At 69.0% G+C, this 13132-nt stretch carries 12 protein-coding genes; 4 read left to right on the top strand and 8 right to left on the bottom strand.

Features of this window, described 5'->3' with window-relative positions:
- Nucleotides 1-288: 288 nt before the first annotated feature.
- The 5 genes from SGLAU_RS24365 to SGLAU_RS24345 all read right to left on the bottom strand — a co-directional run bounded on the left by SGLAU_RS24365 (nucleotide 289) and on the right by SGLAU_RS24345 (nucleotide 4804).
- On the bottom strand, nucleotides 289-588 hold the full coding sequence (locus tag SGLAU_RS24365; RefSeq protein ID WP_043504546.1) for a WXG100 family type VII secretion target: 300 nt from the start codon (nucleotides 586-588) through the stop codon (nucleotides 289-291).
- Nucleotides 589-672: 84 nt separating this feature from the next.
- Nucleotides 673-1026 (bottom strand): WXG100 family type VII secretion target, encoded by a 354-nt coding sequence (locus tag SGLAU_RS24360; protein WP_043504545.1) that lies wholly within the window; start codon nucleotides 1024-1026, stop codon nucleotides 673-675.
- A 143-nt stretch (nucleotides 1027-1169) separates the two neighbouring features.
- A complete protein-coding gene (locus SGLAU_RS24355; protein WP_279628026.1) occupies nucleotides 1170-2444 on the bottom strand; it encodes a S8 family serine peptidase in 1275 nt (424 codons plus the stop codon).
- Nucleotides 2445-2510: 66 nt separating this feature from the next.
- On the bottom strand, nucleotides 2511-4355 hold the full coding sequence (locus SGLAU_RS34545; protein WP_043504543.1) for a hypothetical protein: 1845 nt from the start codon (nucleotides 4353-4355) through the stop codon (nucleotides 2511-2513).
- Between the two features lie 2 nt (nucleotides 4356-4357).
- Nucleotides 4358-4804 (bottom strand): hypothetical protein, encoded by a 447-nt coding sequence (locus SGLAU_RS24345; RefSeq protein WP_052413870.1) that lies wholly within the window; start codon nucleotides 4802-4804, stop codon nucleotides 4358-4360.
- A 550-nt stretch (nucleotides 4805-5354) separates the two neighbouring features.
- Here SGLAU_RS24345 and SGLAU_RS24335 point away from each other — a divergent pair.
- From SGLAU_RS24335 to SGLAU_RS24320, 4 genes are all read left to right on the top strand, one after another.
- Nucleotides 5355-5876, top strand: a complete 522-nt coding sequence (locus SGLAU_RS24335; protein WP_043504540.1) for a hypothetical protein — start codon at nucleotides 5355-5357, stop codon at nucleotides 5874-5876.
- Between the two features lie 120 nt (nucleotides 5877-5996).
- Nucleotides 5997-8309, top strand: coding sequence for a hypothetical protein (locus SGLAU_RS24330; protein ID WP_043504539.1), 2313 nt, complete (start codon nucleotides 5997-5999; stop codon nucleotides 8307-8309).
- A 26-nt stretch (nucleotides 8310-8335) separates the two neighbouring features.
- Nucleotides 8336-8893 (top strand): hypothetical protein, encoded by a 558-nt coding sequence (locus SGLAU_RS24325; protein WP_159072800.1) that lies wholly within the window; start codon nucleotides 8336-8338, stop codon nucleotides 8891-8893.
- 10 nt (nucleotides 8894-8903) lie between these two features.
- Nucleotides 8904-9593, top strand: a complete 690-nt coding sequence (locus SGLAU_RS24320) for a hypothetical protein (RefSeq protein ID WP_159072799.1) — start codon at nucleotides 8904-8906, stop codon at nucleotides 9591-9593.
- Between the two features lie 26 nt (nucleotides 9594-9619).
- On the opposite strand, the gene SGLAU_RS24315 is transcribed toward SGLAU_RS24320, so the two are convergent.
- The 3 genes from SGLAU_RS24315 to eccB form a co-directional block, all read right to left on the bottom strand.
- Complete coding sequence (locus SGLAU_RS24315; RefSeq protein ID WP_043504535.1) at nucleotides 9620-10225, bottom strand: hypothetical protein; 606 nt, start codon at nucleotides 10223-10225, stop codon at nucleotides 9620-9622.
- Complete coding sequence (gene mycP, locus SGLAU_RS24310; protein WP_052414138.1) at nucleotides 10219-11496, bottom strand: type VII secretion-associated serine protease mycosin; 1278 nt, start codon at nucleotides 11494-11496, stop codon at nucleotides 10219-10221. Before mycP ends, SGLAU_RS24315 begins: the two co-directional genes overlap by 7 nt.
- A gap of 74 nt (nucleotides 11497-11570) precedes the next feature.
- Nucleotides 11571-13097, bottom strand: a complete 1527-nt coding sequence (gene eccB / locus SGLAU_RS24305; RefSeq protein ID WP_043504534.1) for a type VII secretion protein EccB — start codon at nucleotides 13095-13097, stop codon at nucleotides 11571-11573.
- Between the last annotated feature and the right edge of the window lie 35 nt (nucleotides 13098-13132).

Genomic DNA, 13132 nt, shown 5'->3' with positions numbered 1-13132 from the left:
GTCAGAACACGAGGAGGACGTCGAGGGTTGCGCGTGCGGGCGGCACGAAGGACCCGGCGGTCGGCGGCGGCGACGGGGCTTTCGCCAGGCGCCGTCCTGGAGAGCGGGGACGATCGACGCCTCCACCGCCTGGTCGCGTCCGCGTCGTTCCCGGGCGAAGCGCCCGTCCTTCGACGCCAGGGCCAGGACGCTTCACGGCGTTCCTCGTCCCGCTTCCCGCACGGCAACAGGGTGGGCGCCTCCCGCGCGCGCCCACCCTGTCACCGTCTTCCGCGAACCGGCCGTCTGCTACAGGAAGTAGCTGGCGGCCTTCTTGTCGCCTTCCATGTACGTACCGCCGGACTGGCCGACGACGTGACCGATGCCCGTCAGGGCCTGGTGGATGTCGTTGGCTTCCTTGTCCCAGCGGGCCAGCTTGTCGCCGAAGGAGCCCTGCGCCTGGCCGGCCCAGTACTGCTTGCTGCTCTCGACCATCTTGCGGAGCTCCTGGAGATCCTGCTCCAGGGCCTTCGCCTCGTTGCCGATGTTGGTGGCCGCGAAGTCCAGCGCGTCGTAAGAGACGGAAAGCCCGTCACCGTTACGGCTCATGTCTGCCTACCTCGTCTCGCTCGTGTGCGGTGAGTGATGTGCGGTGAAGTGTCGTGCTCGATGTCCTGGGTCCGGTGGCCCGGTTCAGGACATCGAGCTGAACGGAGACGTCTGAACCGTGGGGGCGCCGTCCTGGAGGTTGATCCGGTTGACCGCGGCCCGGACCTCGTCCTCCTTGCTGTCCTTGATGTTGCGCGTCGTGGTCATGGCCTCCATGACCTCGCCGAGGATGTTGCCGATCTTCGCCAGGGACTCGTTGATCTCGTACTGCTTCTTGTCGAACTCGGCACGGCCGATACCCTGCCACTGGCCGCCCTCGAGGCTGTCGATGACGCCCTGGAGGTTGTGCACCCGCTTGCGGATGTTCTCGTACTTCTCGTACATCTGCTTCTGCAGCTTGACTACCGCTGCATCTTCGAGCTTCTGGTCCATAGCCATGGCCAGCCATCCCTTCCACTGTCTGTTATCCGGTCGATTGGTACCGCGTCCGGGCCTCGGCGAGGGGGACGCGGTGCTGAGGCCGAACCGAAGGCCCCATGGCCCTCGGCCAGGTGTTCACCCGGCTCGGGCGGCTGGTCCGGTCACCTCGCGCGCCGCGCCCGCAGGACGGCGGCACCGGCGCCGCCGATCACGATCACTGCGGCTGCGGCGCCCAGGGCGATCCACAGGGTGTTGCTGCTGCTGTCGTCGGCGGCTGCCGCCTCCGCGTCCGATCCTGCCGTCGAAGTGCCGTCGGCTGAACCCTTCTCGGGGGCCTGTGACGCGCCTGATGCAGGAGCGGAGGGAGCGGACGAGGAGTTGCCCGCGTTGTCCGCGTCGCCGGTGCCGCCGCCGTCGCTCGCGTCCCGCGCACCGGCCTTGGCGAGCAGGTCACCGCCGTTGACCTCCGCCAGCGGGTCGACATCCGGCGCGCCGGGGTCGTAGCCGGGGTCCGCCAGGACGACTCGTGGACGGATGAACCCGTAACCCGCGTACATGCTCGGCTCGTCCTTGGGCCAGCCGCGGCTGGCGGTGTCGAGCAGCGCCCGGGTGACCTGGTTGACGGTCCAGTCGGGGTGGGCGGACCAGATGAGGGCGGCGGAGGCGGAGACGAGGGCGGTCGCCTGGCTGGTTCCCTGGGACTGACAGTACGAACGGAAGGTCTCGTCGCACCACTTGGGAATCGCCTCACCGGGTGCCACGAGGTCGGTGTAACCGTCCGACGACTCCTTCGAGAACTTGGACACCTTGTAGTTGGCGTCGGCAGCCCCCACACCCAGTACGTACGGGTACATCGCCGGTGCGTCGGGGGCACCTTCGTTGCCCACCGAGGCGACCAGCAGCTTCCCCTTGGAGGCCGCGTACTCGACGGCGTCCTGGTCCGCCTTCGATGTCATGCCGCCAAGCGACATGTTGATGATTTTGGCGTCGCTGTCGGCAGCGGCCCTCAACGCCTCTCCTGCAGGCGTCTCCTTGTCGAATTCCTCTCCTGTGTGCAGCCCCATCATCTGCACGCGATAGGGGACCACCTTGGCCCCAGGAGCCAGCCCTTGGATGCCGCCGCCGGCACCCGTGCCGACCATCAACTCGGCCATGGTCGTCCCGTGGCCGTGATAGTCGTCAGTGGCCCCGTACGCGACCGGCTCCGGCACCTCGTCAGCCAGAACCTGTCCCTTCAGCGAAGGAGTGTTCGGGTTCACCCCGGTATCGAGGACTGCGATCTTGACGCCCTCACCCTTGGTGACCTTCCACATCTGCTCGGTCTGCATCGGTCCCAGGTACCACTGCTGGGACTGGGCATCAGCTGCGGCAGCACTCGGGGCCAGCCCCATGCTCGCGACAGCCAGGGTGCCCACCACTGCGCCCACGACCCGCACTCGCGTACCGCACCATGTCCCGAAGGACGTGCCTGACTTCATGGCGTTGTGAATCCTCGCTAGCGCTCAGTTGACGACCGGCGGCACGTCACGCCGGGGCCTGTCGGGCAGATGCGTCTCCGGGTCTTCGGCCACGCAGTCGGGACGCGGTGTTCCCTGTGTGTCTCTCTCGTCGCCGGACTTGTGCTCTTCACCGGACCGGCGGACCAGGCCGGCTCCTCCACGAGTCATACCGTTCCGTTCGGCCTGAACGGCGGAGTTACGGCCCGTGGGGCTGCCGGTCACCGGCTTTCCCGCTCCCACGCCACCGCCACGGGGGGCGCTGGCGGCACCTGTGGCGGGCCGTGTGTTTGCCGGAGGGGCTCCGAAGACACCGCGCTGTCCGCCGCCGGCCGACGGCCGGGGACCAGTCGTCGAGCCGCTGCCGATCACCGTGCCACGCGGGATCCTCGACCCACCCTTCGGCGCGGCTCCACCTGTGGTGGGCCGCCCGCCGACGACACCGTTCGCGCGACCGGCACCTGTGGCCGGGCCGGCATTCGCCCGCGCCCCCGGGGTCCCAGTGGTGCGGGGGGTGCCTCCGGACACACCCGCTTGCCCCATCGGGAAAGGCTTCGAACCGGAACCGGCCCCTCTGCCTGGCGTGTGCCCTGTCGGCGTGGCACGACCCATCTGCTGGCCGGCAGCGGGACCTGTTGTGCGTCCCGTCTGCTGCCCGGTTCCCGGACCGGTCGCGCGCCCCATCGGCTGCGCGGTACCTGGACCCGTCGTGCGACCGGTGGCGGAGTTGATCGGTCCGGGCTGGGTACGTCCCTGCGCGGGGGCCGGGGTGCGCAGGCCGCTCGTTCCGCTCGGCGTCCTGCCCGTGGACTTGCCGGGCACCGTGGGCACGTAGGGGTCGAACCCACCGGGTTGGCCGTTCACCGTGGGCGGGGTGCCCGTGACGGGCGGCGTCGGACCCGTCACCGGAGTCGTGGTGGTCGGCGGCAGGGTGCCGACACTGTCGATGTTCGTACCGACTGCGTCGTCCGGAAGCGTGACCGTTGTCCTGCCGGAAGTCGTGGGGGTGGGCGTACCGCTCGGATCGCTCACGCCGGAACGGCCTTGTGACTCCGCCGGCGCCTGATACTCCCCGGCTGTCACGCTCCGTGTGGCACTGGACGCAGCACCTGCTGAAGTCCCGCCCGAACCCTCGTCCCTCGGCATATTGCCGGCCGGTACCTCCCCGAACGTCGGAGGCTTCTCCTGCAACGCCGCGAGCTGCTGGCTGGAGACCGCGTAGTACGACGCCAGCCGGTTCATCTGGTTGATCGCCTCTTGGCGGTCCTTCTCCACCTTGACGGCCGCGTCGTAGTCGTCCTTCTTCGCGGCCTTCTCCGCGTCGGAGAAGTTCTCGGGGCGCTTGAGGTTCTTGGGGTCGCGGGCGGGCATCGCCTTGCGTACCGATGCCAGGCCCATCGAGGCGGCGACGAGCTGGTCGCCCGCCTTCCCCGCGAACTCGCTCAGCTCCGTCGACCCCTTGACGAGCCGCTCTCCCCATTGCCGGAAGGCCTCACCGGCCTCACCCACCCAGGGGACGGCGGCGATGTCGCCGCTCAGCGTCTTCGCCGCGTCCGCGATGGCGGTCCGCGCGTCCAGCAGCGCGTTGCCGGACGACTCCAGGTCCTCCGGGTCCGTCTGCTCGACCAGATCGATCATCTCGTTGAGGTCGAGGTTCTTCGCCGCGAAGTCCGTGCTGCCGAAGACGGCCTTGCCCTGGCCGGTGGAACCGACCACCGTGCGGACAGGATCGATCACCCACCGGGTGAGTATCCCGCCGCTGTCCGCGTGCTCGACCGTCCGAGCCAGGTCGGCGAAGGAGTTCTGGTTGCGGGCACGCTCCAGGTCTGCCTGGTGCTGCTCGTCGGTCATCGTCAGGCCCCCATCCCGGACTCGTCCTTGGCGGAGTGCCGGCCACTCGCAGCCTTCTCGATCTCGAGGATCTCTGCCCGGATCTCCCAGAATCGCCGACGCTGGTCGTCTTCGAGCTTCTCGTAGCCGTGGGCCGCGCCCTTGACCGCGATGCCGATGGCCTCGATGTGCAGGTGCAGCGTCTTGGACAAGGTGGTGAGCTGCTCGTGGACGCTGTTGTACTGGCTGTACAGGCTGTGCGCTTCCGGGAAGGCGTCCCTGCGACCGCTGCTCAGCGAAGACGCCCTGATCGTCTGGGCGCTCACCTTCGCCGGGTTGCCGGCCGACCCCTCCAGGTTGCGGAGCACCTCGTCCACTTGAGACACGAACTTCCTGAGCGCTTCATCGCTGGCCTCCAGGTCCTTCTTCCTGGCCGCCGACACGCCCCCCATCATGTCTGCTGGAAGCACGACGCTCCTCCCCGTTTCCCCGTTACATCCACGGCCCCGATCAGATCCGGACCGGTCACTCGCTCGCCGTACGATCGCAAAGCGAGCTGCGCCAGACAACGCTTTTACCACTCTAGTCAACCGGTACAACGGGTCCAACCAGGGTGTGTCCTAACTTAGTTACGAGGCCGGCGCCGAGGCCACGCTATGACCGATTTGCCGCTTCGCCGAGGTGCCGGTCACCCCGCCGCGGGACTCCCCTCGCAACCTTCGCAACACCTCCACAGGCCTCGCCACGGCGGCCTCCGGGAGAGCGGAACCGTTGCCCATGGGCGACTCCGCGCCGGCTTCACAGACGCCCGAGTGACCCTGCAGCCGCACTCCGCGCCGTGATGCCGGCGTGCTGTCGCCGTCTCCTTCGAACCTCCACCCCGGACAATCCACACACAACGACCCGCTCCCCCTGCTCCCCCGCGCCCGGTTGCTAGGTTTGCCTTCACCACAGCGCCGGAGCAGGTCGTCCATCTGGCACGCTCCGGCAGGCGAGCAGCACGGGGGAAGGGGTTCACCCATGGCATGGGACGAATGGGAGCAGCTCAAGTCTCAGGCCGCCGAGCGGCAGTCCACGCAGATGCAGCTGAACCAGCTCGACCCGGGTGACGGGTCGCCCGGCATCGCCGGAGGGCCCTCCAAGTACGGCGACCTGAAGGTTCCGAACACTTCACTCACCAAGATCAGCAAGTCGGCGCACACCCTCTACAACGAGCTGTGGGACAAAGCCCGCGTCGCCGTCCCCAGCACCGACTCCGCGGCCGGTGACCTGTCGAAGCAGGGCTTCGCCCTGGGGGCCGCGCTGCAGCACGTGTCGCTGCGGTGGGAGCAGCAGCTGAAGTCCCTGATGGACGCCTGTGCGCAGATCACGAACCATCTTCAGGTCACCAAGAACATCCACGCCGGCGACGACAACTTCATCGTGCGCCAGATGAGCAGCATCGATGTTCTGGACGCCGGTTTCGATGAGCGTGTGGGGCAGCCCGGCGAGAAGAATCCTGTCTACGGAGAGAAGAAGGACGAGAAGAAAAAGGAGGAGTAGCGGCCTGGATGACGCGGGCGGCAGCGGGATTCCCGCTCACCCCCGCCCTGACCGACCGGCACCAGCTCACCGACTCGTTCTCACTCATCCACTGCTCGACACTCCTGGGGACAAAGGCCGATGGACCTCGACACTCTGCGCGACGCCAACTTCAAGCTGCTCGACGACGCGGTCAAAGACTGGTCGGATCTGGTCAAGCACCTCGAGACGTTGAAGAAGGACGCCGAGGACGAACTGCGCCAGGCGGCGAACAAGGCGGACTGGGCCGGCGTGAACGCCCAGGTGACCAAGGAGTTCATCGGCAAGACGGCCGGTGAGTTCAGCGACGCGCACACCCAGGCCACGACCATCCACCGGATCCTCGACGACACGCGCAACGAGCTGAAGGACTACCACCAGCAGCTCGTCGACGCGATCGAGGGCGGCCGGAAGAAGAACCTGACGGTCATCGGCTACGAGGGCGGGTTCACCGTCACCACGAACGTGCCGCCGGAGGGCCGGGCCAAGGAGGACAAGGACAACCAGTCCGACATCACGGCGCTCCGCGACCAGCTCCAGAAGATCCTCGACAAGGCGACCGAGAGCGACAACTCGGCCAAAACCGTGCTGCAGGCCATCGCCGATCAGAGCAGGCTCGGCTTCTCGGACGCCTCGTACAAGGACCGGGACAGTGCCGCGGAGGCGGTCAAGCAGGCCGACGAGTTGGCGAAGCTGGCGAAGAAGGATCCCGAGGACCTCAGCCCGGAGGAGTTCGACCGGCTGGTGGACGGGCTCGGCAAGTACGGCAACGACGATCTGTTCGCCGAGCGGTTCGCGACGTCTCTGGGGCCGCAGAAGACGCTCGAGTTCTGGACCGGCGTCAACGACCCGCACCGCGGCAACTACGAACTGGCGCGCGAGCGGCTGGACAAGTTCGACGACCTGCAGCGCAGCCTGGGCACCACGCTCGCCAACGCCACGCAGAGCGACTCGGTCGCGATGACCGAGTGGAAGCGCACGATGGTCGACATCGGCGACAAGCCGCTCTACGGCAACAACGGCGGCCCCATGGGCTTCCAGGTGATGAGCAACCTGATGCGGACGGGCGACTACGACGACCAGTTCCTCAGGGACTACGGCAACAAGCTCATGGCCACCGAGCGCAAGCTCACCGGCAACGGGGAGCACGCCAACACGGCGTGGCAGCACTTGGGCATGGACCCCTGGCTGAACCGCATCGGCGAGGACAGCGGCTCCGACCCGCTCACCGGCTATCTGAAGGGTTTGTCCAACAGCCCGGCCGCGGCGACCGACTTCTTCAACCAGGAGTTCATCAACAAGGACGACGAGGACAACCCCTTCGAACGGGACACCGACGGCGACGGCAAGAACGGCAAGGTCACGCTCTCCAACTTCCAGTACCTCTTCGAGGAGCGGGAGTGGCCGAAGGAGAGCAACCTCAAGGGCGACGACCTGCGTACGGGCGAGAACAATCTCGCGCTGGCGCTGGAGGCGGCGACCACGGGACACCCCGCCGGCGAGATGCCGACCATCGACACGCCGGCGCACACGCGTGAGCAGTCCCAGCTCATGGAGAGCCTGGTCGCCTCGATCGCGGACGACCCGGAACGGCTCACCGGCCGGGGCTTCATGACCGACAGCGTCGGACAGATCACGTCGGAGTACCTCCCGGACATCAACCGCGCCATGACCGACGTCGAACGGGATCCGGACTCGCAGAAGTGGCAGGACGTGCAGAAGCTGTACCCGGTCGCCGGCTCGGAAGCCGAGCTGGACCACACGTCCGTGAGCAAGCTGCTCTTCGCGGTGGGCCAGAACCCGGAAGGGTACGCCGCCGTCGAGGTCGGCCAGAAGGCGTACATGGGCAAGCTGATGGACTACCACCTGAACCCGGACCTGCCGGAGGCCCAGCGTCTCTCCGAGGACGAGGAACTGGTCATCCGGCAGATCGCGGGACGGTCCGGCGAGGTGTCCGGCACTCTCGCGCTGGGCGCGCAGGAGTACATCGGGAAGGAGGCCTCGGACAAGGACAAGGAATACGAGCACGCCGTCGCCCAGAAGAAGAACATCATTTCCGGCACGGTCGGCACCGTGGTCGGCGTGGGCACTTCCTTCGTGGCCACACCGTGGGTCGGGGCGGCGGTCGGAGGTGTCGCCGGAACCGTCACCAGCACCGTTCTGGAATCGGTGTTCAAGGACGCCGAGGGTCATGCCATGGACCAGGCGCAGCAGACCGGTGGCGAGTACTGGCAGGAAGGCCTGACGCGGAACCTCACCATCACGGAGGACGCCGCCCGGACCGCGGCGGACAAGTACCACACGATGGACACGAGCGACGCCGGTATCACCGCCCGGGAGGCGGCCCGCCAGGGGTACATCAACGCCCGCGCCATCGTGGACGGGCAGGCGCCCGGTAGCATCGCGGCCTTCTGATCAACGAGTGCGACGAAGGGGATCTTGTGAGTGCTCGCCTTACGCCGTCGCGACAGCGCGGCATGGTCGTCGTTCCGGCGGTCGCCGTCCTCGTCGCCGCGCTCTCCGGGTGCGGCGGTGACGAGTCCCGGCGCGATTACGCGATCCCTGAGAATCTGTGCGGGATCGCTGTCGACGCCGACGATCTCGGGCAGTTCCTGCCGGACGGTGAGGACGTCACCGAGCGGGAGAAGTCGGGTGGGGGAACGAAGGTGTGCGAGGTCGTGGTCGACGACAAGCTCGCCCTGAGGGCCACGCAGGCGTGGGTGGAAGAGGGCAAGACCACCGCGTACTTCGCCTCCAGCCAGTCCCTCGAAGCCCCGGAGCAGTCCGCGGACGACGAACGGTTCCGGTACTCGGGGAACGAGGCCTTCGGCAAGACCGGCGGATGCGTCGACGAGCGGAACGGCCAGGAGTTGTACACGGCGGTTCAGGCTCAGGGTTCCGAGCACAGCGACGCCGACGCGATGCGGCGCCTGATCACCGCGTACACGAGCCAGGTCGAGGCATCGGCCTCGTGCGGGGCGAGTGCGACGGACTGGTGAAGCCGACCACGTGACATCGATCGAGGAAGCCATGGAAGTCACCGTCCGCCCGCGTACCCGTCGGCTGGTGCGACAGGCCGTCGTGTCCTGCGCGGCGCTCGCGCTCCTGGCCGGCTGCGGTGACGGAAGCGCGGACGAGGCCGGTCCGCTCAGTGCCCGGCAGGCCGCAGCCGTGCTGCCGGACGCGAAGGCGGCCCCCGGGTGGGAGGTCGCCGTCGAGCCCGTCGCGTACCCGCAGAGCAAGGCGAGGGAACTCGGGGTGGCCCGGTGCCACGAAGGGCCCGAGGAGTGCTCCAAGCCGCGGGTCACCGGGGTTTCGGCAATGGCGGGCGGCCGTGACAAGGCTCAGCTCGATTTCGTTCTCATGGCGTACGAGGACGCAAAGGCGGCGCAGGCTTCCTACGAGCCGGTCTGGAAGGCCTGGGGTGGGCGGAGCGTCGAACCGCGAGAGCTGGATCTGGGGACGATCGGGGACGAGAGCGATGCCGTGGCCGGCGTGAGTACCTCACTGCGGGCCGGGGCGGAGGCCGTTCTCGTCCAGGTGCGCGTCGGCAGCGTGATCATGGTGACCATGGGGGAGGCCGGCTCCGGCGTCGAGTTGCCGAACACGGTGGAGCAGTTCGCCACCGTCTTCGCCGAGCGCGCCGGACAGGCTCAGGAGGGCAAGGCGCCCTCCGCCACCCTGAACGACGTCGCCTGACCGGTTCCCCGGCGCCGTCCGGCCGGTCAGCACGCCCCTTCGCGGGTCGTCACGTCGAGCCGGTATCCCAGTTCGGTGTACGTCCCCGGGCGTCCCGCGATGCCCGGCGGGGTGTAGTCGTCCTCCTTGGAGCGGACGCGCTCGACGTGGGTGCAGAAGGCGCTGTCCGCGCCGTTCGCCGTCACCGTGAAGTACGCGTCGGCGTCGGTGTTGCCGGCGAGCGGCGAGGCGTCCACCCCGTCCTGGGGGGCGTCGCCGCCGCCGTTCTCGGCCACTTCCGTCTCGATCAGCGTGTCGTACTCGTAGAGGAAGACGACGGGCTCGCCGCTCTCGTCGGTCCGGTACAGGAATCCGTCGAGTTCGTACGTCGCCTGCTCCACCGCGCTCGCCAGCTCGTCGTCACTCCACTTCGAGCCGTCCTCGACACCCAGTCCCCGCACGCCCAGGACGACGCAGCCCACGGCGAGGCCGACGAAGGTGAGGCGGGCGACGACGAAGGCGGCGTCGGGGACGGCCGGGGCGGACGGGTTGAGGGACTCGCGCCAGGAGCGGACGCGGTCGGCCCTGACGCAGGCCATGAGGAGCAGGATCGCCGCCAGGACGAAGAGGATCACGGACAGCCGGGTCAGCATGCCGGACCTCCTCGCAGGCCCCGCCGGCGGCGGGCGTCCCGTACGGCGATCGCCGTGCCGCTCAGTCCCGCCGCGAGGACCAGGCCGCCGACGACCACGTAGGTGCCCAGGCGGACGTTGCGTTCGTCGGCCGTCTCCCCGAAGTGCACCGGGTCGACCGAGGGGGCCTGCGCGCCGGTGAGGTTGCGTTCGGGGCGGGGTGACTCGACGGGGTTGGCCGGGTCGACGTCCGTCAGGGCCTTGACCGGGTCGACGACGCCCCAGCCGACCAGGCGGTCGTGGCCGGGGATGGTGCGTTCCGCGGTCTGCTCGATCTGCGCGACGATCTGCCGGGCCGTCCACTTGGGGTACTTGGCCTTCAGCAGGGCGGCCACGCCGGCGACGTAGGGGGCGGAGAAGCTGGTGCCGTTGTCGGAGCAGTGGCCGTTGCCGGGGACGGTGGAGATCATGTCGACGCCGGGGGCGGCGACGCCCACGAACTCGCCCGACTGGGAGAAGGGGGCGCGTTCGTTGTTGCGGTCGGAGGAGGCCACGGCGAGGACGCCTTCGTAGGACGCCGGGTAGGTGACCTTGACGTTGCCGCCGAGGCCGTCGTTGCCGGCCGAGGCGACGACGACGACGTCGCGGTCGAGGGCCTGCCGCACGGCCTGTTCCAGGCGGCCGTCGGGTCTGATCGCGTTGGCGGTGTCCTGGGAGATGTTGATGACGTCGGCGCCCGCGTCCACCGCGTAGCGGATGGCCTCGGCGAGGGTCACCGCCGTTCCGTTGCCCTCCGCGTCGTTCTGCTTGATCGGGATGATGGTGGCCTCGGGGGCCAGGCCGACGAAGCCGGTGCCCTTCGCGGGGCGGGCGGCGATGATGCCGGCGACGCGAGTGCCGTGGCCGACGGTGTCGGTCGTACCGCTGGCGTTGCCGCGTTCGATCTCCTCGCCCTTCTTGTTCTTCGCGGGCAGGAAGTTCTTGCCCCTGGAGACGTCGACGGCCTGGGTGAGCTGGGGGTTCTTGACGTCGACGCCGGTGTCGATGACCGCGACCCGGACTCCCTCGCCCTTCGACTGGGCCCACAGTTCGTCGAGGTTGACGCGTTGCAGGGCCCAGGGGCGGCCCTCGTACTTCTTCGACGGGAACGTGCACTGGCCGCTGTCGTCCGCCCGCGCCATGGGGGCGGGGAGGGCGAGTTGCGTCGTCGCCGTGAGGGCGGTGGTGGCGAGCAGGGCCGCCAGCACCGTGCGGCTGCGGCCCCTGGTCCTGGTGTCGGCTGCCTTCAGCATCGGTTCGCTCTCCTGCGGCTTCTGCGGCTCCTGTGACTCCCGCGGCTGCTGTGGCTCCATGCCGGTGCCGTCCGTCACGAGCCCTGCGGCTGCCGCGCCGCCGCCTCGGACAGACGCGGGCCGGTGGGAAGGAACCTCGACCAGGCCACGGGGACGGGCGTGGGGACGACCTTCTCGTAGCCGAGCCGGGTCTGGGCGATCTTCGCTTCGGCCAGCTGCCGCTTGCGCTGCTCGGCGGAGGTGCCGATGCCCTTGTCGTCGGTGGCGCTGTCGCTGTTGGACTGGAGCGCGTAGCGCAGGCCGGTGTCGGTGACCAGGAAGACGCTGCCCGCCTTGGTCTCCTGCCCCTGGAACTGGCGGTAGAGCTGGCCGGAGCCGGGCGTGACGTAGGCGCTGGAGGAGCCGGTGGGCAGCTGCGCGGGGAAGTCGGTGCCCGCCCAGGTGGCCAGGGTGGTGACTCCGGTCCTGGCGTTCACCGAACGCAGCACGTTGCAGACGGTGTTGCGGCCGCTGGTGGCGCTGGTGCCGTTGTTGACCGTCCTCGGCTTGTACGCCGGCCACTTCCTGTCGCCGAGGAAGGTGGTGCTCTCGGCGACCGCGCCGGGGCTGACCTGCTGGGCCTCGCCGGTCTGGCCGACGGCGACGAGGTCGCCGCTGTTCAGCAGCAGGGTGGCGGTGAACTCGCTGATGCGGGCCACCTCGCCGGGCAGGACGACGTAGTACTGCATGCGCGTGCCGTCGTACGCCTTGATGACCATGCCGACCTTGTCGTACGCGCCGAGGCTGGCGGAGGCGTTCGCCGCGGCACCGGGCGTTCCGTCGATGGCCGGGATCTCCAGCGGGTCGCCCTTGTGCAGGGTGTCGAGCCAGTCCTGGGAGACGCGCTGCGGGGCGCGGCTGCGGGTGTCGAGGGCCTTGAGGAGTTCCTTGTCGCCGGGGTCGCCGAGCGGGTAGGCCCAGCCGCGCGCGTCGACGACGTACTGGCTCTTGCCGTCCGGGCCGACGACGTACATCAGGTCGCCGCCGGAGAGCTTGTTGCGGCCCTCGGTCTTCGCCCACTCCTTCTCGGCGAGCACGAAGGCCGCCTTCTGGATGGCCCGGCCACCGGCGCCCGGGCGCTCGCAGACCGCCCAGCGCTTGGCCGCCTCCGCCTCGCCCGCCGAGGGGAGCCGGTCGGGGGCGTACGGGATGCCGATGGTGGCGCCGTGCGGGGGCCTGCCGCTGTCGAGGACCTTCTCGTCGACCGTGATGATGCTGTTCTTGTCCGGGTCGAGCAGCAGCTTGGCGGACGCCATGTTGAGCACCGGGTGCAGCTGCTTCTCGCCCTTCGTCTTCAGGACGACGTAGCGGGTGGTCGAGTCGCTGGCGACGATGACGTGTTCGCCCGGGGCGTCCCAGCCGCGCGGCGCGGTGGGGCTGAACAGGCCGATGGCGCCGAACACCGCGAGGATCACCACGCCGACGACCAGGCCGGGCCACACCGCGCTCAACGGCTTCGGTGCGCCCTCCTCCGAGCCCGACGGCGAAGGCCGCAGGAACGACGCGAGTGTGCGACGCTTCGCGAAGGTGTAGGCGTTGAGTTCATCGCGGCGTGATGCCATCTGTGTCCGCTCTCTCCCCGTTGCGGAGCCCTGGG

It is taken from the genome of Streptomyces glaucescens, assembly GCF_000761215.1.
Classification (GTDB): domain Bacteria; phylum Actinomycetota; class Actinomycetes; order Streptomycetales; family Streptomycetaceae; genus Streptomyces; species Streptomyces glaucescens_B.
The sequence above is the reverse complement of the archived record's forward strand: the minus strand, read 5'-3'. Positions and strand labels throughout refer to the sequence as shown.

Bases quoted from the DNA above. Each gene is read 5' to 3' on its own strand.
- SGLAU_RS24365 (WP_043504546.1), bottom strand. From the start codon at position 588: ATGAGCCGTAACGGTGACGGGCTTTCCGTCTCTTACGACGCGCTGGAC.
- SGLAU_RS24360 (WP_043504545.1), bottom strand. From the start codon at position 1,026: ATGGCTATGGACCAGAAGCTCGAAGATGCAGCGGTAGTCAAGCTGCAG.
- SGLAU_RS34545 (WP_043504543.1), bottom strand. From the start codon at position 4,355: ATGACCGACGAGCAGCACCAGGCAGACCTGGAGCGTGCCCGCAACCAG.
- SGLAU_RS24335 (WP_043504540.1), top strand. From the start codon at position 5,355: ATGGCATGGGACGAATGGGAGCAGCTCAAGTCTCAGGCCGCCGAGCGG.
- SGLAU_RS24330 (WP_043504539.1), top strand. From the start codon at position 5,997: ATGGACCTCGACACTCTGCGCGACGCCAACTTCAAGCTGCTCGACGAC.
- SGLAU_RS24315 (WP_043504535.1), bottom strand. From the start codon at position 10,225: ATGCTGACCCGGCTGTCCGTGATCCTCTTCGTCCTGGCGGCGATCCTG.
- mycP (WP_052414138.1), bottom strand. From the start codon at position 11,496: ATGCTGAAGGCAGCCGACACCAGGACCAGGGGCCGCAGCCGCACGGTG.
- eccB (WP_043504534.1), bottom strand. From the start codon at position 13,097: ATGGCATCACGCCGCGATGAACTCAACGCCTACACCTTCGCGAAGCGT.